The organism is Rodentibacter sp. JRC1, assembly GCF_020521555.1.
Classification (GTDB): domain Bacteria; phylum Pseudomonadota; class Gammaproteobacteria; order Enterobacterales; family Pasteurellaceae; genus Rodentibacter; species Rodentibacter abscessus.
This window is the reverse complement of sequence record NZ_BPWA01000001.1, coordinates 282682-308381: the sequence shown is the minus strand read 5'-3', so window position 1 is coordinate 308381 and position 25700 is coordinate 282682. Positions and strand designations below refer to the sequence as shown.

24 protein-coding genes and 1 riboswitch are annotated in these 25700 nt (G+C 38.7%); of the genes, 13 read left to right on the top strand and 11 right to left on the bottom strand.

The genetic code is table 11. The annotated features are described in order from the left end of the window. Window positions 1-33: 33 nt before the first annotated feature. The gene (locus HEMROJRC1_RS01365) at window positions 34-885 is read left to right on the top strand and encodes an endonuclease/exonuclease/phosphatase family protein (RefSeq protein ID WP_226691283.1); all 852 of its coding nucleotides are present in this window, start codon (window positions 34-36) and stop codon (window positions 883-885) included. Window positions 886-949: 64 nt separating this feature from the next. On the opposite strand, the gene HEMROJRC1_RS01360 is transcribed toward HEMROJRC1_RS01365, so the two are convergent. The 3 genes from HEMROJRC1_RS01360 to HEMROJRC1_RS01350 form a co-directional block, all read right to left on the bottom strand. Next, a complete protein-coding gene (locus HEMROJRC1_RS01360; RefSeq protein ID WP_226691282.1) occupies window positions 950-1294 on the bottom strand; it encodes a hypothetical protein in 345 nt (114 codons plus the stop codon). A 388-nt stretch (window positions 1295-1682) separates the two neighbouring features. Beyond that, window positions 1683-4361, bottom strand: a complete 2679-nt coding sequence (locus HEMROJRC1_RS01355; RefSeq protein ID WP_226691281.1) for a PqiB family protein — start codon at window positions 4359-4361, stop codon at window positions 1683-1685. Further along, window positions 4336-5598, bottom strand: a complete 1263-nt coding sequence (locus HEMROJRC1_RS01350; protein WP_226691280.1) for a paraquat-inducible protein A — start codon at window positions 5596-5598, stop codon at window positions 4336-4338. The genes HEMROJRC1_RS01355 and HEMROJRC1_RS01350 overlap by 26 nt, the downstream gene beginning before the upstream one ends. A 210-nt stretch (window positions 5599-5808) precedes the next feature. On the opposite strand from HEMROJRC1_RS01350, the gene proQ reads away from it, so the two are divergent. The 5 genes from proQ to HEMROJRC1_RS01325 all read left to right on the top strand — a co-directional run bounded on the left by proQ (window position 5809) and on the right by HEMROJRC1_RS01325 (window position 11367). After that, complete coding sequence (gene proQ / locus HEMROJRC1_RS01345; RefSeq protein WP_226691279.1) at window positions 5809-6447, top strand: RNA chaperone ProQ; 639 nt, start codon at window positions 5809-5811, stop codon at window positions 6445-6447. Between the two features lie 26 nt (window positions 6448-6473). Continuing rightward, entirely contained in the window at window positions 6474-8534 is a 2061-nt protein-coding gene (prc, locus tag HEMROJRC1_RS01340; RefSeq protein ID WP_226691278.1) for a carboxy terminal-processing peptidase, read from the top strand. Window positions 8535-8596: 62 nt separating this feature from the next. Beyond that, complete coding sequence (locus HEMROJRC1_RS01335) at window positions 8597-10060, top strand: L,D-transpeptidase family protein (RefSeq protein WP_226691277.1); 1464 nt, start codon at window positions 8597-8599, stop codon at window positions 10058-10060. A 62-nt stretch (window positions 10061-10122) separates the two neighbouring features. Continuing rightward, entirely contained in the window at window positions 10123-10683 is a 561-nt protein-coding gene (locus tag HEMROJRC1_RS01330) for a YcbK family protein (RefSeq protein ID WP_226691276.1), read from the top strand. A 57-nt stretch (window positions 10684-10740) separates the two neighbouring features. Continuing rightward, entirely contained in the window at window positions 10741-11367 is a 627-nt protein-coding gene (locus HEMROJRC1_RS01325; protein WP_226691275.1) for an MBL fold metallo-hydrolase, read from the top strand. Window positions 11368-11564: 197 nt separating this feature from the next. On the opposite strand, the gene HEMROJRC1_RS01320 is transcribed toward HEMROJRC1_RS01325, so the two are convergent. Next, window positions 11565-11783: a YdcH family protein gene (locus HEMROJRC1_RS01320; protein ID WP_226691274.1), complete on the bottom strand. Its 219-nt coding sequence runs from the start codon at window positions 11781-11783 to the stop codon at window positions 11565-11567. Between the two features lie 240 nt (window positions 11784-12023). Here HEMROJRC1_RS01320 and serS point away from each other — a divergent pair, with 240 nt between their 5' ends. Next, window positions 12024-13313, top strand: a complete 1290-nt coding sequence (gene serS, locus HEMROJRC1_RS01315) for a serine--tRNA ligase (protein ID WP_226691273.1) — start codon at window positions 12024-12026, stop codon at window positions 13311-13313. 55 nt (window positions 13314-13368) lie between these two features. Here serS and tpx read toward each other — a convergent pair whose 3' ends face one another. From tpx to serC, 3 genes are all read right to left on the bottom strand, one after another. Beyond that, the gene (gene tpx, locus HEMROJRC1_RS01310; RefSeq protein WP_226691272.1) at window positions 13369-13866 is read right to left on the bottom strand and encodes a thiol peroxidase; all 498 of its coding nucleotides are present in this window, start codon (window positions 13864-13866) and stop codon (window positions 13369-13371) included. A gap of 17 nt (window positions 13867-13883) precedes the next feature. Next, window positions 13884-14984: a histidinol-phosphate transaminase gene (hisC, locus tag HEMROJRC1_RS01305; protein ID WP_226691271.1), complete on the bottom strand. Its 1101-nt coding sequence runs from the start codon at window positions 14982-14984 to the stop codon at window positions 13884-13886. Window positions 14985-15080: 96 nt separating this feature from the next. Beyond that, entirely contained in the window at window positions 15081-16166 is a 1086-nt protein-coding gene (serC, locus tag HEMROJRC1_RS01300; RefSeq protein ID WP_226691270.1) for a 3-phosphoserine/phosphohydroxythreonine transaminase, read from the bottom strand. A gap of 188 nt (window positions 16167-16354) precedes the next feature. On the opposite strand from serC, the gene HEMROJRC1_RS01295 reads away from it, so the two are divergent. Continuing rightward, entirely contained in the window at window positions 16355-16708 is a 354-nt protein-coding gene (locus tag HEMROJRC1_RS01295; protein ID WP_226691269.1) for a DUF496 family protein, read from the top strand. A 265-nt stretch (window positions 16709-16973) separates the two neighbouring features. On the opposite strand, the gene argS is transcribed toward HEMROJRC1_RS01295, so the two are convergent. Continuing rightward, window positions 16974-18707: an arginine--tRNA ligase gene (gene argS, locus HEMROJRC1_RS01290; protein ID WP_226691268.1), complete on the bottom strand. Its 1734-nt coding sequence runs from the start codon at window positions 18705-18707 to the stop codon at window positions 16974-16976. Between the two features lie 78 nt (window positions 18708-18785). On the opposite strand from argS, the gene HEMROJRC1_RS01285 reads away from it, so the two are divergent. From HEMROJRC1_RS01285 to HEMROJRC1_RS01275, 3 genes are read left to right on the top strand one after another with little or no spacing between them, the layout of a single operon-like run. Further along, window positions 18786-19355, top strand: a complete 570-nt coding sequence (locus tag HEMROJRC1_RS01285) for a VOC family protein (RefSeq protein ID WP_226691267.1) — start codon at window positions 18786-18788, stop codon at window positions 19353-19355. Window positions 19356-19359: 4 nt separating this feature from the next. Beyond that, window positions 19360-19659 (top strand): hypothetical protein, encoded by a 300-nt coding sequence (locus tag HEMROJRC1_RS01280; RefSeq protein WP_226691266.1) that lies wholly within the window; start codon window positions 19360-19362, stop codon window positions 19657-19659. A gap of 22 nt (window positions 19660-19681) precedes the next feature. Further along, a complete protein-coding gene (locus tag HEMROJRC1_RS01275) occupies window positions 19682-20146 on the top strand; it encodes a glycine zipper 2TM domain-containing protein (RefSeq protein WP_226691265.1) in 465 nt (154 codons plus the stop codon). Window positions 20147-20336: 190 nt separating this feature from the next. On the opposite strand, the gene aroA is transcribed toward HEMROJRC1_RS01275, so the two are convergent. The 3 genes from aroA to HEMROJRC1_RS01260 all read right to left on the bottom strand — a co-directional run bounded on the left by aroA (window position 20337) and on the right by HEMROJRC1_RS01260 (window position 22959). Continuing rightward, the gene (aroA, locus tag HEMROJRC1_RS01270; RefSeq protein ID WP_226691264.1) at window positions 20337-21635 is read right to left on the bottom strand and encodes a 3-phosphoshikimate 1-carboxyvinyltransferase; all 1299 of its coding nucleotides are present in this window, start codon (window positions 21633-21635) and stop codon (window positions 20337-20339) included. Beyond that, the gene (gene purU / locus HEMROJRC1_RS01265) at window positions 21635-22471 is read right to left on the bottom strand and encodes a formyltetrahydrofolate deformylase (RefSeq protein ID WP_226691263.1); all 837 of its coding nucleotides are present in this window, start codon (window positions 22469-22471) and stop codon (window positions 21635-21637) included. The genes aroA and purU overlap by 1 nt, the downstream gene beginning before the upstream one ends. Before the next feature lie 80 nt (window positions 22472-22551). Beyond that, complete coding sequence (locus HEMROJRC1_RS01260) at window positions 22552-22959, bottom strand: H-NS family nucleoid-associated regulatory protein (protein WP_226691262.1); 408 nt, start codon at window positions 22957-22959, stop codon at window positions 22552-22554. Between the two features lie 225 nt (window positions 22960-23184). Then, a riboswitch (Lysine riboswitch) is annotated at window positions 23185-23354 on the top strand. Between the two features lie 55 nt (window positions 23355-23409). Here HEMROJRC1_RS01260 and HEMROJRC1_RS01255 point away from each other — a divergent pair. Both HEMROJRC1_RS01255 and HEMROJRC1_RS01250 read left to right on the top strand, forming a co-directional pair. Beyond that, entirely contained in the window at window positions 23410-24930 is a 1521-nt protein-coding gene (locus HEMROJRC1_RS01255) for a Na+/H+ antiporter NhaC family protein (RefSeq protein WP_226691261.1), read from the top strand. Between the two features lie 389 nt (window positions 24931-25319). Then, a complete protein-coding gene (locus tag HEMROJRC1_RS01250) occupies window positions 25320-25484 on the top strand; it encodes a hypothetical protein (protein WP_226691260.1) in 165 nt (54 codons plus the stop codon). Window positions 25485-25700 lie beyond the last annotated feature (216 nt).

Here is a 25700-nt window from a genome sequence, read left to right as displayed (position 1 = left end):
ATTTATAAAGATTGCTTTGGGAGAAATAAAATAATGAAAAAGATTAATAAAATTTTTGCATTTTTACTCTTAGTGGGTATTGCAGTTGGAATTTATAGAGTTAGTGAGGTTCATATTTTCGAATCTCTTCAAATTATGCTGGAAAGCACCCCGCAAAAGCATTTCAATCAGATAAATATATCGTGTTTTACCAATGCGGAGCAAAATCAACCTTTAGAAAAAACACATATTCGCTTGTTAAGTTGGAACATACATAAAGGTGCGGATAGAGGATGGCAGCAAGATTTAGCAAGTTTTGCACAAAATCAGGATTTTGTTCTGTTACAAGAAGCGACTCCACAGCAAAATTTACCTTCATTTTCAACCGCACTTTTTGTTTCAAGCTTTGCTTATCAGGGAATACCCTATGGCGTGAAAACATTTTCAAAAGCGATTCCTAAACGCTATTGCGGCATTTCACAGCCTGAACCTTGGATTCATATTCCCAAAGTGGCAAATGCAGCACGATATTCGCTTAAAAATGGTGGTGAATTATGGGTGGTGAATGTCCATTTGATTAATTTTGAATGGCAACCGGAAGCTTATCGCTCACAGTTAAAAAAGATTTTCTCATTGCTTGATAATCCTAAAAGTGCGGTCATTTTGGCGGGTGATTTTAATGCTTGGAATAAAGAGCGGAAAGCAATCTTAAATGAATTTATCCAAGAATTCGGTTTAAATGAGGTTTCTTTTTCGCAAGACGAACGTGTGCGCTTCTTAGGAAATCCGCTTGATTATATCTTTGTACGAGGGATGAAAATACTTTCATCAAAAACAGAAAGAGTAACTTCTTCCGATCATTCTCCTATTTGGGGAGAGTTTGAGGTGGATATTCAGAAAGAGTGAGAAGTTGTATTGATAAACATAAAAGCTCAAATCAAAATTGGTTTGAGCTTTTATGTTTAGATCACTAACGCTTGCGCTTACGGTTTTTTGGGGCGGTTCGTTTGGTTTTTTTGACCGTTGTTACCGTGCCTTTTTTAAAGCCGTCTTCCCACGCCTGAATCGCAGCTTTGTTGGTTTCTCCACAATAAGCGATTCGTTGGGCTAAGATTTTTTGTTTGTAGGCAGCGTGTTTTTGCCCGACACCGAAACCGTCTAAATACCAATCGTCTATATCATTACAAGCGGCGATATTTAAACGTTTTTCATAACCGTTGATATTAAAAGGTTTGCGTGAGTTGGTGGACGTTCCGTTGGAAACCGTACAACCGACCAGTAAAAGTGCGGTCAGAAAAATAGCTGTTTTTTTCATTATTTTCTCTCTATTTGTTAATGGTCATATTCGCGTAAAAGTGAACCATTATGTAGTTGTTGCACAAGGTGAAAAGCAGGGTGGTGCAACTTGTTGCCCGGCATTGAACCTCCCTTTTTGAATGTGCAACAATTGCTACATAATAATGTAAAAGTGTGCGTCATCTAATCTCTCGAGCGCCTATATTTGACAAATGACGTTTTTTCTATTTTTACGCAGAAAAAAAGGACGGTAGATTAACACTAAAGCTTATAAAAATCATCAAAATTATGTGTGGTTTTTTGATTGAAACTAAAGGGAAAAGTTTGAGCCGAATTTATCGGACTCAAACTTTAAGTTTATTTATCCTCTTAAATTTTGACGCTGATTAAAGTGCGGTCAGAAATCCTTATGGATTTGAAGAAGGCAATGCGCCGCTATTCCATATCGGTGATTCTGCCGGACGTTTAATTTGTAATAAGAAACGTTGGTTTGCAGAAGCTTGTGGTTGAACAATATTACTTGATGGCGTTGAGAATGAAATCCCGCCTTTTAGCAATTGTTGCACACTACCGGTATTAAATTCCGCACCTTTCCAGCCTAAACTGAAATCATAGCCCGATGATATCCAAAACTCGGAATTTTTACGTACGAGATGTTGGTATTTCGGCATAATGACAATATGAATTAGCACGCGATCGCCTAATTTGTTTAGGTCGAATTTTCGAATCGTCCCGACTTCAACGCCACGGTAAAGTACCGGTGAACCTTCGGTAAGGTTCAGCGCATCGTTTGTTTCAAGAATAAAAGGTATGCCGTTGTTGTATTTACTGCGGCTTGCCGATGTTTGTGTGAGGTTAAATTGCGTTTGAGCTTTTCCTTTTCCTATCTCGACATCAATATAAGGCTGTAAAAGGCTATCTAAGTTTTCTATTGCACCGGCTGAAATTTGCGGTGAAATAATCTTAAATGTTGAGCCTTCTTTTGCAATCATCCCCATATAAGTAGGGTTGATGAGTGCTTTAGCGATGATTTTATGTGATTTTGAATCCAGCGTAATACTTTCAATTTCACCAATGGATAAGCCTAGATAGCGTAAATTCATTCCTTTGCTAAGATTGCCTGCATCATCAGTGATAAGGGTGAGCGATTGTCCGGCTGATTTTGCTCGTAACTCGTTCGGATAAAGGGTTTTGTTTTTTCCTGTTCCGCTATTATCAAAACTAATCGCACCTTTTAATGAACGGGCAATCGGGGTTGCTTGAATGCTAATCCCTTTTGGCGTAATGTCTATTTGTGCGGCGCTTTCTACCCAGAATAGGCTTTTGTCTGTTAGTAAATGCTTGTAAGGCGGATAAATATAAACATCCACATTAAAATGGTTGGTTTGTGGCTGAATGTTTGTGATTTTTCCCACTTCATATTGTCGATAAAGCACGATAGAGCCTTTATCGATGCTTGGCAAAGTTGGTGTTTTTAAGGTGATACTCGGTTCAACCAGTTTGCCTGTAATACCGGATTCTGCATTTCGTACATCTTTATAAAGCGGATAACTATTAAGCGCTTGTCCCAAGCCTTTTTTTGCAATAATTCGAATTCCACCCTGCAACCATTTTTCCGGATGGGCGGATTCAAAGCGAATTCCGTCCACGCCGAGACTGACATCAAAGTTTGATGCCGCCACGAAAAGGGTGTTAGGATTTATTAAATTACGATATGCCGCCGCAATCGCAATTTCATATTCCACACCATCTACATCAATTTTTTGTTTAACAATTTCACCGATAGCGATATTGTTGTAATACACATTTTGCCCTTCGGACACGCCGTAGCTTTCCGGTGCGGTAAGTTTCACCACAAGTGTATTCGGTTCTTTTAACAGCAATTCATTTTCTTTAATAACGTTAAATTGTCGTTTTTCTTGGCCATCACCGGGAATAATTTCTAAATAGTCGCCGCGGAAAAAACGTTGTGGGTTTGTTAAATCACCAAGATTTGGCTTTCTATTACGTAAAATAATATGTGAATTGGTTTTTAATAAATTGGCTTGATTAGGATCGATTAATAATGTGCCTTTCAGTGTATCTTCATTGTTTTCCACCGTAGTAAGAGAGGAAAGAATGCCGATTTTATGATCCTGATAGTACACACCCGTCTGCTCGGCTTCTAACCCGCTTAAAGTTGGAATGGTAACGTCAACTTCAATACCGCGTTTCGCCGCCTGTAAGTTGGCATAAAGCGTATAGGTGGTGTTTTCTTCCGCTTTCGGGCTATTTACAGGGGAATCAAAGGAAATCGCGCCTTGCACAATCGCATTAATGCTTTCCATACTAAAATTTAAACCGGCAGGGCTAATATTGGCCGTTACACCGCTAATGTTCCAAAAACGTGAATCTTTTTTCACAAAATGGGCATATTCTTTATCAACAACTACATCAATTTCTACTTTGTTGTTTTCATTGATTCGATAATCATAAATTTTACCCACCGGTAATTTTTTAAAATAAACCGATGCGCCGATAGAAATTGAACCTAGATCATCAGAGGTTAAATGAATAAGTAGATCGCCGGGGGTAACTTGTGCAATAGGCCCTTTTTCTTGTGCAATAAAGGTATCTTCACTATCGCCGTCACCCGGTTGTAGCGTAATATAGTTTCCGGAAACAAGGGAGTCTAATCCTGAAATACCGGCAAGGGAAACGCTTGGTTGTACCACCCAAAATTTTGTATTTTCACGTAGAACGCCGGTTGCTTCCGGATAAATATTCGCAATCACCTCCACTTTTTGCATATTGTCGGTAAAATTCACTTTCTTCACCACACCGATTTGTAAACCTTGATAGCGAATTGGCGTTTTATCCGCAACTAAACCGGCACCGTTAGTGAAGGTGATTTTTATACTCTTGCCTTGTTCTTCCACGATTTGAAAAAATAAAATTGCTCCGATACAAAGAGCAATAAAGGGCAAGAGCCAAAATGGCGATACTTTTCTATTTTTACGTAAAACCGCTTTAACGGCTTTGTATTGCGAATCAATGTTTGAAAGCGAGTTTGAGGCTTCTTTATTCGTTTGTTGTTTTTCGGTCATAAATTTTCCAAATAAATCGACTATCGAATTGTGAGGTTGAAATCATAGTTAAAAAAACGGCTGCACCAAAATAAAAAGCCGCCGGGCCTACAGTAAAATTAATAATTTGTCCGCGTGTAACAAGCGACATCATTAATGCAAGAACAAATAAATCAAGCATTGACCAACGTCCGACAAAATGCACGATATGTAATAAACGCATTTGCCATTTTATGGAGTGTCGCCAATTAAAATGAACACAAGCAAGCAGATAAAGCATAATTAAAATTTTGCTAATCGGTACAAAAATACTAGCGAAAAAAACGACAAAGGCAACAAAATAGCTTTTCATCTCGATAAATGATATTACACCCGACATAAGCGTATCTTCTGATAATACTCCGGTTAAATAGACACCGGAAATCGGTAGAAGATTAGCCGGGAAAAGCATAACGACGCCGGCGATAAGTGTCGCCCAAACACGCTGCAACTTTATGGACTCGGGTAAATCTAAACGAGAATCGCAGCGAGGGCAAGTTGAATGTCCATGCTGACGCTTTATTGCCGAATGGGGAAAAGAATAATTGCAAGAAGCGCATAGTTCAATACTTTCAAGATTTGAATATGTTTTGTTATGTTCGGGATAAAAGTCATTCCAGAGTTCGTTTAAATTTATTTTGATAAATAATAATGTTGTTAAAAGTGCCGTAAATACGAAAGCAATTAAATAAATATCGATTTCCAGTGCTGCATATTCGCGGACTTTAAACATAGAAACACCCAGTGCTACGAGATATACATCAAACATAACCCAAGGTTTAATATAACTTAAAAAAAGTAGAACATTGCGTGGGCGAACCCCAAGTAATTTTGAGAACCATAACATTAAGACTAAGATTGCAAAGGAAATCGGCATTAATACGGCACAAATAAAAACTAAAAAGGCGGTGTATTCATAGCCTGCCGTTGCCATTTTCCAAATGCCTTTCCACACCGAGGCATCGACTTTTACACCGAGTAAATCGATACTTAACAAAGGAAAACTTAATGCAAAAGGCATTAAAATAAGAATCGATAATGCAATCATCGCACAACGATGTAATGACCAACGGTTCGTTGTGGTTAATATATGATGGCAGCGCGGGCATTCCGCGTGTTCGTTCTTTGGCAAAGGATAAACAATAGAGACGGTTTCATCACATTCCCCACAACGGGTAATTTTATAGTTAGCATTGGCAAAATTCGGAATCGTCGTCATTATTGTCTCTTTCTACAAATAAAAGTGCGGTTGGAAAAAGTCGTATTTTAGTCTGAACTCTCCCTATTTGTGAAGTTAAATGCGTGAAGGTTTATTAAAATTGGCTTTTATGGAGAAAAACTTAATACCCAAGCCTGTTCGGATCATTGTCAATTCTCATAAAAGTGCGATAAAATGCGTGGGTTTTTATTTTCAATCCTAGGACAACAGATGACAGATTCTCAACTCGATGCTCAAATTTCGGAAACATCGTTAGATGTTCAAAAGCTAACGAATAATAAAGAAATCATTGCCTATTTAGCAGAAAAATTTCCACTTTGTTTTATTTTGGAAGGTGAAGCCAAACCGTTAAAAATCGGTTTATTTCAAGATTTAGCCGAAGCGTTAAAAGATGATGAACGTGTGAGTAAAACCCAATTGCGCCATGCCCTTCGTCAATATACATCAAACTGGCGTTATTTACATGGTTGTCGTGAAGGTGCGGAACGAGTAGATTTGTACGGTAATCCGGCTGGCGTATTGGAGGCGGAACACGTTGCACATGCAGCGGCGCAACTCGCTGAAGCAAAAGCAAAATTTGCGGAAAAACGTAAAGCGGAATTGGCGGCGAAAAAAGCGCAACAAAAGCGTCAACCACGCCGTCCAAATAATCCAAAAGCGCCACGTAAACCGAAAATTGAATTAAGTGCGGTTGATTTTTCCACACTTTCTAAAGGTTCGATCGTTAAAGTGAAAGTGGGCGAGCACGCTAAAAAAGCAACGGTTGTTGAAGTTCTAAAAGAATCGGCACGTGTTGAGCTTGAAAACGGTTTAGTGATGAATATTACGGCTGATCGTTTATTCGCATAATGTTATTTTCTTATCGGAAAGGGTAAATGAAATTGATAATGACCAAAAATATTTTGGCAACGGCGGTATTAAGTGCGTTGCTTTTTCATTCAAGTACAAGCTTTGCTGTGGCTCCAAAGCTGAAACCAAGTGATATAAATATTCCTTCTGCAACAGAAGAAAACCAACTTGCAACTAAGCGTGCTACAACACGTTTAACACAATCTCACTATCGTAAATTTCAACTTGATGACGCCTTTTCTGAAAAGATTTTTGATCGTTACATTAAAAGCTTAGATTATAGCCGTAACACCTTTTTGCAATCGGATATTGATACATTACGCCAGAAATACGGCTCGCAATTGGATGATCAATTAAATCAAGGTGATCTTTCCGCTGCTTTCGCTATTTATGATTTGATGATGAAACGTCGTTATGAACGTTATGCCTACGCCCTTTCATTATTGGATAAAGAACCTCGCTTGGATGGTCAGGATCAAATTGAGATCGATCGTGAAAAAGCGAATTTTCCAAAAACAGAGGAAGAGGCGAATCGTCTTTGGGAAGAGCGTGTTAAAAATGATGTGATTAACCTGAAATTAAAAGATAAAAAATGGTCTGAAATTAAAGATAAACTCACCAAACGCTATAATTTGGCTATCCGCCGTCTCACACAAACCAAAGCAGATGATATTGTTCAGGTTTATTTAAATGCTTTTGCCCGTGAGATCGATCCGCATACAAGCTATCTTGCACCACGTACGGCAAAAAGTTTTAACGAAAGTATGAACCTTTCTTTAGAAGGAATTGGTGCAACTTTGCAATCGGAAGATGATGAAACCATTATTAAATCTCTTGTACCCGGAGCACCGGCGGCACGCAGTAAAAAAATCCAAGCAGGCGATAAAATTGTTGGTGTAGGTCAAGGAAAGGGGGAAATAGAAGACATCATCGGATGGCGTCTAGAAGATATTGTTGACAAAATCAAAGGTAAAAAAGGTACTAAAGTTCGCTTAGAGATTGAACCTGCAAAAGGTGGCAAATCACGGATTATCACTTTAGTTCGTGATAAGGTGCGTATTGAAGATCAAGCTGCGAAATTGACCGTTGAAAAAGTAAAAGGTGAAAATGTCGGTGTTATTAAAATCCCAAGTTTTTACATCGGCTTAACGGAAGACGTAAAAAAATTATTAGTGAAAGCAGAGAAAAAACAGGTTAAAGGTTTAATTGTTGATTTACGTGAAAATGGTGGCGGTGCGTTAACCGAAGCTGTCGCATTGAGCGGTTTGTTTATTACTGATGGTCCGGTGGTGCAAGTTCGTGATGCTTATCAACGTATTCGTGTTCACGAAGATGATGATCGGGCAGAGCAATATAAAGGTCCGTTGATTGTGATGATTAACCGTTTTAGCGCATCGGCTTCAGAGATTTTTGCTGCGGCAATGCAAGATTACAACCGCGGAATTGTGGTGGGGCAAAATACTTTTGGTAAGGGGACGGTTCAACAAAGTCGTTCTTTGAATTTCGTTTATGACTTGGATCAAACGCCACTAGGCGTTTTACAATATACAATCCAAAAATTCTATCGTATTAACGGAGGTTCAACACAATTAAAAGGTGTTGCCGCCGATATTAAGTTCCCTGAAATTATTGATGCGAAAGAAAATGGGGAAGAAAAAGAAGATAATGCGCTTCCTTGGGATAAAATTCCTGCGGCTACTTATTCTGAAACAGGTAATGTTCATCAATATATTTCAGAATTAAATAAAAATCATTTGGCGCGGATTGCGAAAGATCCGGAATTTATTGCCTTAAATGAGGAATTAAAAATCCGCGATGAACGCCGTGATCGTAAATTTCTTTCCTTAAATTATCAGGAACGTAAAGCGGAAAATGATCAAGATGAAGCAAGACGTTTGAGAGATATCAATGAACGTTTTAAACGTGAAGGCAAAAAGCCGCTTAAAGATATTGATAAATTGCCGAAAGATTATGAAGCGCCGGATTTCTTCTTGAAAGAAGCGGAGAAAATGGCTGCAGATTTGATAAAACTGAGTGTAAAACAAGAAAAAACAGAGACAAATCTTCAGCAATCGAATAAAAAATAATAATTTTTTGATCGTGTTTGAATAAAACACGATCTTTTCTATAAATCTTTAAAGGAACTTTTATGTTGAAAGGTTGTATCAAATTAAGTGTATTGGCATTACCCTTATCAATGATAACGTCGGGCTGCGCTTTGGCGGATTGGGCAAAACAAAGCTCTACTGCGTCAGCTGCCCCGACGATTGATATGTCAAAACTTTCACCAGAGGAACGGGCGAAATTAGAAGCTGAGATTAAAGAAGATCAAGCGCGTTTAGCCGAAGAAAAACAAGCAATGCTTGAAATGTCACTCACTCATGAAATCGGCGAACATCATTTACAATTTAAGGCGGTTTTGGCAAAACTTTATGCCGATAATAAATATGAATTATTCTGGCAGGATAAATCGGCAGAGAAACAATTTCTCAGTGAATATGCTGCGATGGTGGCAAGCGGTATTTCTAAAGTTTCTGCGCAATCTTTGGAAAATTTAAGTCAGGCAGAGCAAACTGGCGGTTTAACTTATGATGTGCTTTTAAGCGATGCTTTTTTGGATTATGTTTATTACAGTACGAATGTCAATCAACAAGCGCAACGTTGGTTGTACGGGTCGGGTTCTTATAAACCGCAAGCTCCGAGCAATGAACAGATTCAACAATGGTTAAGTGCGGTTAAAAATAATGACGTTTTGAATTACGTAAAAGGTTTATCTACCAATAATTCACATTATCGTCAAACGATCCAAGCGTTACCTTCAATGATTTCAGCTTCGGGTTTAACGCCTACCGGGAAAAAATTAGCGATTAATGCCCAACGTTTACGCGTTATTCCTGATTTCTATAATGGCATTTTCGTGAATATCCCAAGTTATCAGCTGCAATATTATCGCGATGGTCGTCTTGAGTTGGAATCTCGTGTCATTGTAGGGAAAGACAAGCGCCGTACTCCGGTGATGTATAGTAAATTGAGTAATGTTGTGGTGAATCCGCCTTGGAACGCACCAACCCGCTTGGTTAACGAAGATATTGTTCCGAAATTAAAACGTGATCCGGGTTATGCTGCAGCACATAATTACAGTATTTTAGATAGTAAAGGGAACAAAATCGATCCTTACTCTATTGATTGGAATGCTATTGGTAAAAATTTCCCATACCGTATTCGTCAAGCGGCAGGGGATAGTGCGCTAGGTAATTATAAATTTAATATGCCAAGCTCCGATGCGATCTATTTGCATGATACGCCTAATCGTAGCCTTTTTTCTCGTAAGGATCGTGCATTAAGCTCCGGTTGTGTACGAGTAGAGAAATCTTCCCAACTTGCGGGTATTTTGTTAAAAGAAGCTGGTTGGTCGGAAGAACGTAAGAAAAATGTGTTAGCAAGTAAGAAAACAACATCAGCAGGTATTCGTTCAGACAATCCGGTGTTTTTATACTATGTAACAGCTTGGGTTGACAATGGCCAAACCAAAGTATTGCCGGATATTTACAAATATGACAATGTTATTGGCAACGTTGATATTAATTGGAACACGGTGAAAAAATATTTGTAATCTTGAAAAGATTTTAATTCACTATTTTTAGTTGAAATAAACTGACAACAGAGAAAAAAGTAATGAGTAAGATTAATTATGAACGCCGAAAATGGCTTTCTCTAGGTGGTATCGTATTAGGGGCGAGTATGTTGCCTAATTCCGTACTCGCAATGGTTTCTACGCCGAAACCCCGTATTTTGGCATTTCGTAATGTTAATACCGGTGAACGTTTAAGTGCCGCATTTTCACCCAATGTCGGTTTTAACGCTTCTATATTAAAAAAGCTTGATTATTTCATGCGTGATAAGCGAACGAATCAAGTTCATCGTATGGATCCTAATTTATTTATGAAATTTTATCGTATTCAGGGTAATTTAGGATTACAAACCGCAGAGATCCAAATTATTTGCGGTTATCGTTCTGCCGCGACAAATGCAATGCGTCATCGTCAAAGCCGTGGTGTAGCGAGTAATAGCTATCATGTAAAGGGGCGGGCTATTGATTTTCGCATTGATGGTACGCCACTTGCCAGAATTAAACAAACGGCAGAAAGACTGAACAATGGGGGGGTAGGATTTTACCCACGTAGTAATTTTGTTCATATTGATACCGGCCCGGTGAGAACTTGGCGTGGGGTGTAAAAACGATTGAAAAATTGACCGCACTTTGGTGCGGTTTTTGTTTATGAGGAAGAAAAGATGAATATTGAGATTATCCCCGTAACGGCATTTCAGCAAAATTGTTCTTTAATTTGGGATGATAAAAAAAATGCAATCATCGTTGATCCGGGTGGCGAAGATGAAAGATTGATTCAGCGTATTGAAGCGTTGGGTTTAAATCTAAAAGTAATTTTGCTTACTCACGCTCATCTTGATCATGTTGGTGCTGCAATGCGGTTAAAGAAACATTTCAATGTAGAAATTTGGGGTGCTCAAGAAGAAGATCGTTTTCTTTTTGAAACGCTTCCTGAACAGGCAAAACGTTTCGGATTACCTCATATTGAGGCATTTTTACCTGATCGTTGGTTAAATGAGGGAGAAATTTTAACAATCGGTGATTTTAAATTCGATATTCTACATTTACCGGGACATACACCGGGACATATCGGATTTATTGAGCAAGAGAAGAAAGTCGCTTTTACCGGTGATGTGCTGTTTCAGGGAGGAATTGGGCGAACGGATTTTCCGCGTGGAAATTATGAGCAGCTGATTGCTTCAATCCGTGAGAAACTGTTCAAATTGAATGATGATATGATCATCATTGCCGGTCATGGGCCTTATACAACGATTGAACGCGAAAAAATCAATAATCCTTTCTTGAAGTAAAAAGGCATTTTTTAGTGTTAGTGCCTCAAACCGTCAATAAACCCACTTTTAATTAGGTGGGTTTATTTTTGAAGAAATCGGTATTATGTATCAGTCACAAAACATCGTACCTCATTGATATCTTTTGATTTTATACCAATTTAGAACGAGTAAAATCATATTATTTCAGTTTTGCTTGTTACATAATTCTACATTTTCTATTCACTCGCTTTCTTTTTTAAATAAGCGTAAAGTTCGTCTTTAATTCGTAATTTCTCTTTTTTTAAGATCTCGATTTCAGTGTGGGTCGCAAGCTGAATGTTTTGCTCTTTATTCTGAATATCATGATCTAATTCATTATGTTTTTCAAATAAACGATCAAAGTAGGCATCATTACTTTTAAGTTTGGTGATTAATTCTCTAAATTCGGGAAACATAAACAGACTCCTGTGGTTATTAAAACTGTCTTTACTTTACTCTTTTTACAAAAAATTAATAGAAGTGAAACACAAAAATTTGAACCGGATCACAAAATAAAATTGAGGTTTTGATATGGTTAAAAGTGCGGTCGAAAATTTTATAAAATCCTTGTTTCTATAGGCTTTTAACTGGTTTATTTTATGAAATCACGCTAGAATAGAAACATTTTTCATTTTAACGAAAACGAAGGAAATCCAATGATCGATCCAAATTTACTCCGCAATAATTTGGCGGAAACGGCTGAAAAATTAAAAATTAAACGTAATTTCATTCTTGATACGGAAAAATTGACTGCGTTGGAAGAACAACGCAAAGCACTTCAAGTGAAAACCGAAAGCTTGCAGGCGGAGCGTAATACACGCTCAAAAGCCATTGGCGCAGCGAAAGCCCGTGGCGAAGATATTGCCCCGTTATTGGCTGAAGTGGATAATATGGGCGAGCAGTTAAATGAAGCGAAAGCACAACTTGATGGGGTACTTGCGGAAATCAATCAAATTGCATTAACTATACCGAATCTTCCGTCTGATGAAGTGCCACTTGGTAAAGACGATAGCGAAAACCTTGAAATTTTACGCTGGGGGACACCGCGTACCTTTGATTTTGAAATTAAAGATCATGTAACTTTGGGCGAACAAGCGGACGGATTGGATTTTGCCGCCGGTGCGAAATTAGCCGGTGCACGTTTTGCCGTGATGAAGGGACAAATTGCGAAAATGCACCGTGCGTTAGCCCAATTTATGTTGGATCTTCATACCGAGCAACACGGTTATTTAGAAACTTATGTGCCTTATCTAGTAAATCATACGACCCTTTATGGCACAGGACAATTACCGAAATTCGGTGAAGATTTGTTCCATACCAACGCATTGGAAGGTGAACAACCTTATGCATTAATTCCAACTGCGGAAGTGCCGGTAACGAATTTAGTGCGTGATGTGATTATTGATGAAGCTGAATTACCGATAAAAATGACGGCACATACGCCATGTTTCCGTTCTGAAGCCGGTTCTTACGGGCGGGATACCCGCGGTTTAATTCGTATGCATCAATTTGATAAAGTTGAAATGGTACAAATTGTGGATCCGGATAAATCAATGGAAGCCCTAGAAGAATTAACCTCTCATGCGGAAAAAGTCTTGCAATTATTGAATCTGCCATATCGAAAAGTGTTGCTTTGTACCGGTGATATGGGCTTTGGTTCTTGCAAGACCTACGATTTAGAAGTGTGGGTTCCGGCACAGGATACATACCGTGAAATTTCTTCTTGTTCAAATATGTGGGATTTCCAAGCCCGTCGTATGCAAGCCCGTTGTAAAGCGAAAGGTGATAAGAAAACCCGTTTGGTACATACTCTAAATGGTTCAGGATTAGCTGTTGGGCGCACGTTGGTGGCAGTGCTCGAAAACTATCAAAATGCTGACGGCTCAATTACCGTACCGGAAGTGTTAAGACCCTATATGGGCGGATTAGAAGTGATCGGGAAATAGTATAAAGAGCAAGATGAAAAAGTGCGGTCAATTTCAACCGCACTTTTTTGTTTGCTTATAATACGGCTAATGCTGCGTCATAATCCGGTTCATTTTTAATTTCAGAAACCAGTTCACTGTGTAACACATTGTTGCTTTCATCTAACACAATCACGGAACGTGCGGTTAAACCGGAAATCGGTCCGGTCACAATATTTACGCCTAGATTTTCATGTGATTCTTTATGGCGGAATGTAGAAAGCGTTTGTACGTTTTCAATGCCCTCCGCACCGCAGAAACGTGCTTGAGCGAAAGGTAAATCGGCAGAAACACACAGTACTACGGTATTTTCCAAATTTGCCGCACGTTGATTAAACACCCGAACGGACATTGCACAGACACCGGTATCAATGCTTGGGAAAATATTTAACACTTTGCGTTTACCGGCAAAAGTGTCCAAACCGATATCCGCCAAGTCTTTGTCGGTTAAAATCAGATTTTCAATTTTGTCGCCTTTTTGCGGAAAATTGCCTTTTACTTCGATGGGATTACCCATCATCGTTACGGTTGCCATAAAAGCTCCTATTTTGCTTATGTTAAATTCAACACTTTAGAAAGTGCGGTAAAAAATGTGTCATTTTCTTGAGGTAAACCAATACTGATACGTAAATGATTCGGCATACCGTAGCCTGCGATAGGTCGAACAATAACCCCTTCGCACAACAGGGCATTATAAATCGGTTCAGCAGGTTGTTTAAAATCAATGGTAATGAAATTGCCTTTAGAGGGAATATATTCTAACTGATGTTTTTGACAAAATGCTTCATAACGCGCCATTTCTATACGATTGTTTTCCGCTACTTTCGTGATAAAAGCCTCATCATTCATTACCACAATGGCAGAGGCAAGCGCTAGGCTGTTGCAGTTAAAAGGTTGGCGAACCCGATTTAGTAAATCGGCGATTTCAGGGTTGGATACGGCATAGCCGATACGTAAACCGGCTAAACCATAGGCTTTAGAAAGTGATCGGGAAACAATGAGATTTTGGTATTTTTTCAATAAATCGAAAGAATTCACTCGTTCCGAAGGTAAAGTAAATTCCGTATAGGCTTCATCTAATACTACAATGATATTTTCCGGTACTTTGGATAAAAAGTCGTCAATTTCTTGTTCCGTTAAGAAATTACCCGTTGGGTTATTCGGATTGGCAATAAAAATTAATTTTGTTTTATCGGAAAGTGCGGTCAAAAATTCGTTTAAATTATGCCCCCAATTTTTTGCCGGAATTTCTTTTGCTACTGCATTAATCGCTTTAGTAACTAGTGGGTAAACAATGAAAGCATATTGTGAATAAATGATTTCATCTCCTTCACTTGCAAAGGTATGGGCAAATAATTCAAGCAGATCATTTGAGCCGTTACCCAAAGTGATTTGATCGGGTTGTAGGTTAAATTTTTTCGCGATGGTTTGTTTGAGTTCAAAACCATTGGCATCAGGGTAGCGGGTTAGGCTGTCCAGTTGTTTTTGTATCGCTTGTTTGGCGCTTTCCGGAAAACCGAAGGGATTTTCATTAGACGCAAGTTTGACGATATTAGAAATGCCCAATTCGCGTTCCAGTTCTTCAATGGGCTTGCCCGCTTGATAAGGGGAAAGAGATTTTACGCCTTGATTGGCTATGTCGATATACTGCATAATTTTTTATATTGAATGGTGAGAGGGGCACAATGCCCCTAAAACAATATTGAAATCATCATTGGCAGATTTAATGATTTCGGCTTTCTGTAGCGATTAAGATAAATTTTCCGCTTCAAATTTTTTCATAAACTCGATTAAGGCTTCCACACCTTCTAAAGGCATTGCATTGTAGATTGAGGCACGCATTCCGCCAAGCACCTTATGTCCTTTTAATGCTTGCAGACCTGCTGCAGTAGATTCCGCTACAAATTTCGCATCTAATTCGGGTTGACCTGTTACAAAAGTGACATTCATTGTTGAGCGGTTTTCTTTAGCGACTACGTTGCGATAAAGTTTGCTGGAATCAATATAATCATAAAGTGTTTGAGCTTTTAAGGCGTTATGTTTTGCGATGGTATCCACACCACCGATAGCCTTGATGTGCTTAAAGACAAGCGAGCATAAATACCAAGCAAAAGTCGGAGGCGTATTGATCATTGAATCCGCATCACGTTGCACTGCATAATTCCAAATAGACGGAGTTTCTTTGCGGGCATTACCGATTAAATCATCACGAATAATGACAAGAGTAATACCGGCAGGGCCAAGATTTTTTTGCGCACCGGCATAAATCACTCCAAATTTATTGATGTCAATTTGACGAGAGAGAATATTGGAAGACATATCCGCCACCAGTACCGCTTCACCCACATTTGGTACATCAAAGATTTCTACGCCGCTGATTGTTTCGTTAGGGCAGTAGTGGACGTAATCGTATTGATCGGCAATATCACTGAAGTCTAAACGGGTAATCCGAGTGTTGTCATTATTTTCAACAATGTTAATTTCATCAATTTCTGCGAAATTACGAGCCTCTTTTGCCGCTGTTGCCGACCAATGTCCGCTATTTAAATAAAGGGCTTTGCCTTTTTTACCGATTAAGTTCATTGGTAAGGCGGCAAATTGACCGCGAGCCCCGCCTTGTAAGAAAAGCACTTGGTAGTTATCCGGAATATGATAGATTTCACGCAGATCTTTTTCTGCCTCAGTGATGAGTTCCATAAAATATTTACCTCGGTGACTTACTTCCATCACAGACACGCCTTGATTCAACCAATTGGTCAGTTCACTTTGGGCTTTGTGCAATACTTCAGGGAAAATCATTGCCGGGCCGGCACTAAAATTGAAGACTTTTGACATTGTGTTTCCTTGTTTTTTAGAAAGAATAATGAGGTACGTTTTATCACTAGAAAAGTGTGGAATCAACGGTTTTTAGTAAAATAGCGATTTTTTTTGATATAGACCATAAAATTTAAATTTAAGGTTTTGACGAATAAGACAAAAAAAGTTACATTACAGCCACTATTTTGGCTATTGAGAGAGCAACTATGGAAAAAGTAAACAAACAATCGTTTCAAGAAGTATTGGAGTACGTCCGTATGTATCGTTTAAAAAACAAGTTAAAACGCGATATTGAAGACATTAATCGTAAAATCCGTGATAACCAAAAACGTGTATTATTGCTTGATAATTTGAATCAGTATATTCGTGACGATATGGATATTGAAGATGTGCGTGCGATTATTGAAAGCATGCGTGATGACTATGAGGCTCGGATTGATGATTATACGATCCGTAGCGCCGAGCTTTCAACCCAACGTCGTGAAACCAGTGCAAAAATGAAAGAACAGAAAAAGGCTCACGCCGACTTATTGAAAAAATCCAATAAGATTACAGCATAAAAACTCGAACAAAATTGACCGCACTTTTATAAGATTAAAAGTGCGGTTATTTCAGACTGCTGACAAATCTGTCTAACGATTTCTCTACTTTTTTCTCCTACTAACCCCTTCTTTATTGTTTATCAAACAATCTTCGTGAAAATGCGTTTAAATATGTCCATTACACCCTTATTTTTGATAGGCATATTAGATCACCCCCCTAGAGGAATGTCTAGGGGGCAGTAGTCTAGGAGGCACTTTTAGTGCCTTCGTTCTTCGCTCATTTTTACATTTTTTCAACGGTTTTGATTCCAAGTAAATCTAAACCTTGTTTTAATGTTTTTTCCGTGAGTAAAGCAAGTTTTAAACGGCTTGATTTCACCGTTTCATCTTCAGCATTTAAAATCGGGCAATGCTCGTAGAATGAAGAAAAGATACCCGCTAATTCGTACAAATAAGCACAAAGCACGTGTGGCGTACCTTCTTTTCCGACAGTTTGTACCGCTTCTTCAAATTGTAGAAGTTTGAGCGTAAGTGCCCGTTCTTTTTCATCGATTAATCGCAATGGCGCATTATAAAGTGCGGTTAAATTTATCTCTGTTTTGTTGAAAATAGAGCGAATACGTGTGTAGGCATATTGCATATAAGGTGCGGTGTTGCCCTCAAAACTTAGCATATTGTCCCAATCAAACACATAGTCTGTCGTGCGATTTTTAGAAAGATCCGCATATTTCACAGAACCGATTCCCACAGCTTCAATCACCGCAGATTTTTCAGTTTCGGATAAATTATTGTTTTTTTCATTGATGAGGGCGGTTGCACGCTCAATGGCTTCGTCCAATAAATCAGCTAATTTTACTGTACCGCCGGTACGGGTTTTAAAAGGTTTTCCATCCTTGCCCAGCATCATACCGAAGTTTTTATGCTCAAGAGAGAAACTGTCCGGTACATAACCTGCTTTACGGGTAATTAGCCAAGCTTGTTGCATATGTTGGCTTTGGCGGGTATCGGAAAAAACTAAGGCACGATCCGCTTTTAATGTCTCGTAGCGATATTTTGCTGCCGCAATATCCGTTGTAGTGTAAAGGAAACCGCCGTCTTTTTTCTGCACGATAACACCCATCGGCTCGCCTTCTTTATTTTTAAATTCGTCCAAATAAACAACCAACGCACCTTCGTCTTCTACGGCTAAACCTTGCTTTTTCAGATCTTCAACAATGCTTGGTAACATTGGATTATAAAGACTTTCGCCCATTACATCTTTTTCCGTTAAAGTTACGTTTAGACGATCATAATTATGTTGGTTTTGTTGCATAGTAATATCGACTAAACGCTTCCACATTGCACGGCAATATTCATCGCCGCTTTGTAATTTCACAACATAATTACGGGCTTTTTCTGCAAAAATTTCATCTTCATCATAATGTTTTTTGGCTTCACGATAGAAAGCTTCCAGATCGTGGAGTTCCATTTCATTGGCGTGTTCATTTTGCACTTTTTCAAGATAGGCAATCAGCATACCAAATTGAGTTCCCCAGTCCCCCACGTGATTTGCTCGGATTACGTGATGACCTAAAAACTCAAGTGTACGAACAACGGCATCGCCGATAATCGTAGAACGTAAATGTCCTACATGCATTTCTTTGGCAACGTTTGGTGAAGAATAATCAACGACAACGGTTTGTTTATCTGTTGTTTTAATACCCAAATGGGGCTGAGTAAGTGCTGATGAGGCTTGTTCTGCAAGCCAAGTAGGACTTAAGAATATATTGATAAAACCGGGACCGGCAATTTCCAGTTTTTCCGCAATATCGGAAAGATTCGCTTGTTCTAATACTTGTTGTGCAAACTCACGTGGATTTAAGCCCAGTTTTTTTGCTGCCGCCATAATGCCATTCGCTTGATAATCGCCAAATTGGGGTTTACCTGATTGACGAACAAGGGCATCACAAGATTGATCCGCACCGGCTGTAATCATCGCTTGTTTGATTTTATCGGCTAAAATAGATTGAATATTCAAGGTTTTCCTCATTCAAAATTGAATTCTAAAAATAATCGGCTATGATACCGTTCTTTGCTGATTTATCAAAGAGACAAAATGATAAAAATAAATGAAAATTTGACCGCACTTAAGCAAGAATTAGAGGATTTTGAAAACAAAATTCAAGCGTTGGCAAAGGTGATGAAAGTGAATTTGTCCGATTATGAGATCGATCATCTTGCGTTACGTGTGAATAGTGAGCAAAATGCAAAAAATCGGCTGACACTTTTATTAAAGTGCGGTAGAATTTTGTCCGATAATATCGTCAATGGGCGGCCTATCTATTTAATTCAATTAGAAAAGCCCCTTGCCTTTGCAGGGCAACTTGTTGATGTTATTGAATTGCCGTTTCCTAAAAAGAAACAATATCCTCAAGAAACTTGGGAACATATTGAGATTGTGATTCCTTTTCTCTCAAATGAATCGACGAAAGATTGGATAGAAAGGATTTACAATCATTTTTTATGGCAACGTGTAAGCCAACTAACAATTAAAGTGAGTGAACCCAAAGTAGAAGGCGAGCGTTTACCTAATCCTTCTATTGCAGTGAGTTTTGTAGATAAAACGACAAATCATACTTGCATTAAAGTTCACCCTTATTCTCTGAAAAAAATACTCGAGGTTTAGCACAATGAAAAAAGTAACGTTAGCATTTACCGCTTTATTAAGCTTAGGTTTAGTCGCTTGCTCATCAAATAATCAAAAAGATGAAAACGCTTATAAAGGCCAAGTAATTTTTAGCGAAATGCAAGGTGAAAATCTTCAATTAACCATCCGTAAAAATAACTGTTCATACAAAGTAGAAGGTGAAACCGAAACAGTTACCCACAAATATGATTCAACTTTAGTTGTAGGGGCTTGTGTGAAAGTATCAGATGATGGCAAAGGTTTAAAAAATATCTCTACCTGGTCTCCAAGAAACCCAATTTAATTTTTAAGGTGGACTAATCATTATGAAAAAAGTGACGGTTGCGTTAGTACTTGCGGCTGCCTTAAGTGTAACCGGTTGCGCAAATACCGATATTTTTAGCGGTGATGTTTATTCGGCGGATCAAGCAAAGGAAGCGCGCTCAATTAGCTATGGGACGTTAGTTTCGGTTCGTCCTGTGAAAATTCAAGCGGATAACCCGGGCGTGATTGGTTCTGTTGGTGGTGGTGCGATAGGTGGTATTGCAGGTAGTACGATTGGCGGCGGTCGTGGTCAAGCCATTGCGACTGCTGTGGGAGCGATTGCAGGCGCCATAGTAGGTAGCAAAATTGAAGAAAAAGCCGGCCAAGTTAACGGTGCTGAGCTTGTCATTAAAAAAGATGATGGCAAAAGCATTGTTGTAGTACAAAAATCTGATCCTAAATTTATAGCCGGTAAGCGCGTACAAATCGTGGGCGGTTCTTCATTGAATGTGTCAGTGATTAATTAATCGGTTTTTCATTTTGTTTTATAAAAAAGGCGAACGTAATGTTCGCTTTTTTGTTTCAAAGTGCGGTCAAAATTTGATGTTATGTAGTAATTGCATTTGAACGAATGGTATTGCATTCCTATTCTTATCTCAAAAAAACATCTTGTGCACACTACAGGATATAAAAACACTGTCAAAATCAACCGCACTTTTAGTTTCTTACACAAATTTCTTCAAATTTTTCAAAGAATGTCGGAAAGGTTTTAGCCGTACATTTGGGATCGAGAATATTAACCGGTGTGTTGGAAAGTGCTACCAATGCAAAACACATTGCCATACGGTGATCATTATAGGTTGCAATATCTGCATGTTGGAATTTTTCCAGTGGAAGCGGTTGAATACGAATAAAATCTTCACCCTCTTCGACTTCCGCACCAACTTTACGCAATTCGGTTGCCATTGCAGATAAGCGGTCAGTTTCTTTTACCCGCCAGTTGTAAATATTGCGAATAATGGTTTCGCCTTCGGCAAAAAGAGCTGTTGTCGCAATCGTCATTGCCGCATCGGGAATGTGGTTCATATCCATATCAATCCCCTGAAGTTTATCATGCTCCGCTTGAATGAAATCTTCTCCCCAAGTGATACGAGCTCCCATTTTTTCGAGTACATCTGCAAATAAGCGATCGCCTTGAATGGAGTTTTTACCGATTCCGGTAACGATCACTTTGCCTTTAATTGCACCGGCGGCTAAGAAGTAAGAAGCTGAAGAGGCATCACCTTCAACCAAATATTTACCCGGTGAAGTATAAGATTGATTACCTTTGATGCAGAATACTTGATAAGCCTGATTTTCCACACTTACACCAAAATCTTTCATCATCGCAAGAGTGATATCAATATAGGGCTTAGAAACTAAATCACCCACAATTTCGATTTCCGTATCATTTTCAGCAAGCGGTGCGGCCATTAAAAGTGCGGTCAAAAACTGGGACGAAATTGAACCGTCAATTTGAATTTTTCCGCCTTTAATCCCCGTATTGCGAATAGCAAGAGGCGGATAGCCCTCGTTTTCCAAATAACGTACATCTGCACCGGCTTGGCGGAGTGCATCAACTAAATGAAGAATCGGACGTTCTTTCATTCGTGGTTCACCGGTAAGAATAACTTCTCCGGTTGTTTTCCCTTTTAGACAAAGTGCTGCGGTTAACGGGCGCATTGCAGTGCCGGCATTACCAAGGAAAAGTGAAAGTCCGTCTTGAAGATTAAATGCACCGGCTAAACCTTCGATTTCACAAATTGTTTTATCGTCGGAAAGTTGATAACCGACGCCCAATGCTTTCAGTGCGTTTAACATATGGCGAACGTCATCGCTATCGAGTAAGTTTGTAACTTTAGTTGTTCCTTTGGCGAGAGCGGAAAGAAGTAGGGCGCGATTTGATAAACTTTTTGAACCGGGTAAGTTAACCGTCCCCTCAACCGCCCTGATAGGGGCAAGTGTGATTTTTTCCATTACAGTACCACCGTTTTATTTTTATAAACGAAAATTCTGTCGTGTAAGGCGAGATCTAATGCGCGACTTAATACGGTTTTTTCTACATCTCGCCCTGCCCGCATCATTGCATCTGCACTATAAGTGTGATCCACGTTAATGACATTTTGCATAATAATCGGGCCTTGATCTAATTCATTGTTAATGAAATGTGCCGTTGCACCGATAATTTTTACACCACGCTCGTAGGCTTGTTGATAGGGTTTTGCTCCGATAAATGCAGGTAAGAAAGAATGATGAATATTGATCACTCTGTTAGGGTAACGTTCTACGAATTGAGGATTTAATACACGCATATATTTCGCAAGAACAATATAATCAGGCGCGTATTCATCAATTTTTTCCGCAAGGAGTTGATCATGTTCCACTCGGGTTAACCCCTCATGGCTGATGCAGTGGAATGGAATATCAAAACGTTCGACCAATTCGCATAAATTATTATGATTGCCAATGACGGCGGCAATTTCCACATTTAATGCACCATAATAATTTTTCATCAAAATATCACCAAGACAGTGTGCTTCTTTTGTTACTAAAATAACGATACGTTTACGTTGTGTACCAATTAATCGACAATTTGTACCGGCGGGTAAGCTATATTTTAGATCTTCAAGAAGGGTTGTTTCATTAAAAATTCCTTCAAGTTCGGTACGCATAAAGAAATGTTTCGTTTCAAAATCTACAAATTCATTATTGTGTAGAATATTAAGTTGATGTTTGTAACAAATGTTTGTAATTTTTGCAATTAGACCTTTATCATCCGGACAATCGGTAAGAAGAATTTTTTTTTCAATCATAGTATTAAAATTGTGCTTTTTATTATAGATAAAAAAAGAGAACCCATATTTATACTATGGGTTCCGGAAAATAAGATAAATTAAATTTCGAAGTCAGACAAAGACTTACCTGCGTCTAAAGCATTTTGAATCACGCTTGGCGTACGACCTTGGCCGGTCCAAGTTTTTTGTTCACCGTTAACATCGGTATATCTATATTTAGCAGGAAGCGGTTTACGTTTTTTACGCATTACGGAAGGGGCAACAACATCAATAATCGCTTTTAATTCTTCCGGAGTGATCCCTTCTTGTTTCATTAATTCTTTATACTTCTCAATACGTGCTCGACGCTCAATTTCAGCTTGTCGAATTTCTTCCATTTGGGCGCGTTTTTCGGCAACTGCTTCCTCAAATTTTTTTAATGAACTTTCCGCTTGTTCTAAAGTTAAATCATTTACAACAGAACGGATACTGCGAAGATTGGTAAATACTTTAATTAGATTAGTCATAATAAACTCCATGTGGTGTTGCAATATAAATCCAGTTTCAACTATAGTAACGAAATAAATCTATAACGTAAACCTTAATTTTAAATAAAATGATATGGATGCTCAAATAAACAAAGTTTCGAATAGTATTGTAAGGTTTATTTTATCGTTAAATTAAGTTTGAATTGAAAAAGAAACAGAATTTACTAGATTTTTTTTATATTTTCCTGTAACTTCAAATTCCCTATAAAAAGTAGAGGTGCGATCACTATAAGTACTTTTTCCGAGCGGATAGCGATGACGAAAAATGAAAGGAGTGGTTGCCGAAATCAGTTAAAAGTCGTTTTGACTGGTTGGTAGCGTATCTGAAAGGAACGTTACTGTCATAGTGTTAACTATGGAGCGCTACGGTTAGGCTGACCATTTCAGGTTCATTTTCTGCCGTTCCTCCATTATTTTAGGTATAACTTAATGGAACTTATCGATTATTCTTCTTCAATTTGGTCTATCGTACCTGCGTTGTTGGCGATTATTTTAGCGATTGCGACACGCCGAGTGCTTCTTTCTTTAAGTGCCGGTATTTTAATCGGTGCGTTAATGCTTAATGGCGCATCAATTTTACCTACATTAACTTACTTAAAAGACAATATTTCCGCATTGTTTTATAGCGATGGTGAAATTAATTCAAATATGAATATTGTCCTATTTTTAATTTTGCTTGGTATTTTGACCGCACTTTTGACCGTTTCCGGTAGCAATCGTGCCTTTGCGGAATGGGCTCAGAAGCGAATTAAAGATCGTCGAGGTGCGAAATTACTTGCGGCATCATTGGTATTTGTTACTTTTATTGATGATTATTTTCATAGTCTTGCAGTGGGAGCGATTGCCAGACCGGTTACGGATCGTTTCAAAGTATCTCGTGCGAAATTAGCTTATATTTTGGATTCTACCGCTGCACCAATGTGTGTAATGATGCCGGTTTCAAGTTGGGGAGCTTACATTATTACCCTTGTTGCAGGTTTATTGACCACTTATTCCATCACGGAATATACGCCGATGGGGGCTTTTGTGGCAATGAGCTTAATGAATTTCTATGCGATCTTCGCCTTATTGATGGTGTTTTTTGTCGCTTGTTTTTCTTTTGACATCGGTTCAATGGCACGCCATGAAAGAGCGGCGATGGAAAGAGAGGTCAAAACTCAAACGGAAGAGTTAGGCGTTCAAGGCAAAGTTCGGAATTTAGTATTACCGATTTTAGTGCTGATTATCGTAACGGTTTCAATGATGATGTTCACCGGAGGGCAAGCACTTGCCGAAGCAAAAGCTCCATTCTCCGTATTAGGCGCATTTGAAAATACGAATGTGGGCGTTTCCCTTGTTGTGGGGGGAACAAGTGCGGTTATTATTTCAACGATTTTAATTGCATTCGGTCGCCAAGTGAGTTTATCGGAATACGTGCGTTCATGGGGACTCGGAATTAAATCTATGCTCGGTGCGATTGCGATTTTATTTTTTGCTTGGACAATTAATAAAATCGTAGGGGATATGCAAACCGGTAAATATTTATCCTCTTTGGTTTCCGGCAATATTCCGGTTCAATTTCTACCGGTTATCTTATTTATCTTAGGTTCAGCCATGGCGTTTTCAACGGGAACAAGTTGGGGAACCTTCGGTATTATGTTACCGATTGCAGCGGCAATGGCAACCAATGCCGCACCGGAATTAATGTTACCTTGCCTTTCTGCCGTAATGGCAGGTGCGGTATGCGGAGATCATTGTTCACCTGTTTCCGACACAACAATTCTTTCTTCCACCGGGGCTAAATGCAACCATATGGATCATGTTACAACACAGTTGCCTTATGCCTTAACGGTTGCCGCAGCAACCTGTGTGGGTTATATTGTGGTAGGCTTTACCGAATCGGGTATAGCAGGGTTTATTGCCACCGCGATTTCTCTTGTGTTGCTTATTTTTATGGTAAAAAAACGCTAAAAGGCGATATGTATTAAGCGTATAACGTTGAACATTGTTTGCATGAAGATGTGTGTTCAACAGCTAAAAAAGTGCGGTCGCTTTTGACCGCACTTTTGTGCGGTTTTTTTGTAACATTCAAATATTATATTTTCATTCCCTTTCCTAGTATTTCATCTGCGAATAATGTGTGTTTTCGCCATTATTACCGAAAAGAACAAGAGGATTTTCAATTTTTATATAGCTCATTTGAATTTTTCTTTACATTTCGCTTACAAAAAAAAATGTTTTTTTCTACAAAAAAATTGTAGAATACGCAGAATTTTTTAGGTACAAAGTCTTAAAAACTGAAAGGTGAATTAAGATTTTATTTGAAGGTGTAATAAAACTTTTTCTTTTCTTTTTAGAGTATGAAACATATACTGAACAGCACAGCACAGCACAGCACAGCACAGCACAGCACAGCACAGCACAGCACAGCACAGCACAGCACAGCACAGCACAGCACAGCACAGCACAGCACAGCACAGCACAGCACAGCACAGCACAGCACAGCACAGCACAGCACAGAGTAAGTCTGGTTTTCATTTAATTCGAAAACCCAAGCCTAACTATTTTTAAGAAATAAAAATAGTTAGGCTTGGGTTTTTTCGTTTTTATTAAGCTCAAGTTATTGAAATTTTTCCTATTTTTCGTTTATGCGAATTTCCTTTGAAATTTTGTAGCGTTATACAAATAACAAAGGGAATAAGTATTGTATTAAGAAACAACACAAGATTAAGGTTTATCAT

Bases quoted from the DNA above. Each gene is read 5' to 3' on its own strand.
- HEMROJRC1_RS01365 (WP_226691283.1), top strand. From the start codon at position 34: ATGAAAAAGATTAATAAAATTTTTGCATTTTTACTCTTAGTGGGTATT.
- HEMROJRC1_RS01360 (WP_226691282.1), bottom strand. From the start codon at position 1,294: ATGAAAAAAACAGCTATTTTTCTGACCGCACTTTTACTGGTCGGTTGT.
- HEMROJRC1_RS01355 (WP_226691281.1), bottom strand. From the start codon at position 4,361: ATGACCGAAAAACAACAAACGAATAAAGAAGCCTCAAACTCGCTTTCA.
- HEMROJRC1_RS01350 (WP_226691280.1), bottom strand. From the start codon at position 5,598: ATGACGACGATTCCGAATTTTGCCAATGCTAACTATAAAATTACCCGT.
- proQ (WP_226691279.1), top strand. From the start codon at position 5,809: ATGACAGATTCTCAACTCGATGCTCAAATTTCGGAAACATCGTTAGAT.
- prc (WP_226691278.1), top strand. From the start codon at position 6,474: ATGAAATTGATAATGACCAAAAATATTTTGGCAACGGCGGTATTAAGT.
- HEMROJRC1_RS01335 (WP_226691277.1), top strand. From the start codon at position 8,597: ATGTTGAAAGGTTGTATCAAATTAAGTGTATTGGCATTACCCTTATCA.
- HEMROJRC1_RS01330 (WP_226691276.1), top strand. From the start codon at position 10,123: ATGAGTAAGATTAATTATGAACGCCGAAAATGGCTTTCTCTAGGTGGT.
- HEMROJRC1_RS01325 (WP_226691275.1), top strand. From the start codon at position 10,741: ATGAATATTGAGATTATCCCCGTAACGGCATTTCAGCAAAATTGTTCT.
- HEMROJRC1_RS01320 (WP_226691274.1), bottom strand. From the start codon at position 11,783: ATGTTTCCCGAATTTAGAGAATTAATCACCAAACTTAAAAGTAATGAT.
- serS (WP_226691273.1), top strand. From the start codon at position 12,024: ATGATCGATCCAAATTTACTCCGCAATAATTTGGCGGAAACGGCTGAA.
- tpx (WP_226691272.1), bottom strand. From the start codon at position 13,866: ATGGCAACCGTAACGATGATGGGTAATCCCATCGAAGTAAAAGGCAAT.
- hisC (WP_226691271.1), bottom strand. From the start codon at position 14,984: ATGCAGTATATCGACATAGCCAATCAAGGCGTAAAATCTCTTTCCCCT.
- serC (WP_226691270.1), bottom strand. From the start codon at position 16,166: ATGTCAAAAGTCTTCAATTTTAGTGCCGGCCCGGCAATGATTTTCCCT.
- HEMROJRC1_RS01295 (WP_226691269.1), top strand. From the start codon at position 16,355: ATGGAAAAAGTAAACAAACAATCGTTTCAAGAAGTATTGGAGTACGTC.
- HEMROJRC1_RS01285 (WP_226691267.1), top strand. From the start codon at position 18,786: ATGATAAAAATAAATGAAAATTTGACCGCACTTAAGCAAGAATTAGAG.
- HEMROJRC1_RS01280 (WP_226691266.1), top strand. From the start codon at position 19,360: ATGAAAAAAGTAACGTTAGCATTTACCGCTTTATTAAGCTTAGGTTTA.
- HEMROJRC1_RS01275 (WP_226691265.1), top strand. From the start codon at position 19,682: ATGAAAAAAGTGACGGTTGCGTTAGTACTTGCGGCTGCCTTAAGTGTA.
- aroA (WP_226691264.1), bottom strand. From the start codon at position 21,635: ATGGAAAAAATCACACTTGCCCCTATCAGGGCGGTTGAGGGGACGGTT.
- purU (WP_226691263.1), bottom strand. From the start codon at position 22,471: ATGATTGAAAAAAAAATTCTTCTTACCGATTGTCCGGATGATAAAGGT.
- HEMROJRC1_RS01260 (WP_226691262.1), bottom strand. From the start codon at position 22,959: ATGACTAATCTAATTAAAGTATTTACCAATCTTCGCAGTATCCGTTCT.
- HEMROJRC1_RS01255 (WP_226691261.1), top strand. From the start codon at position 23,410: ATGGAACTTATCGATTATTCTTCTTCAATTTGGTCTATCGTACCTGCG.
- HEMROJRC1_RS01250 (WP_226691260.1), top strand. From the start codon at position 25,320: ATGAAACATATACTGAACAGCACAGCACAGCACAGCACAGCACAGCAC.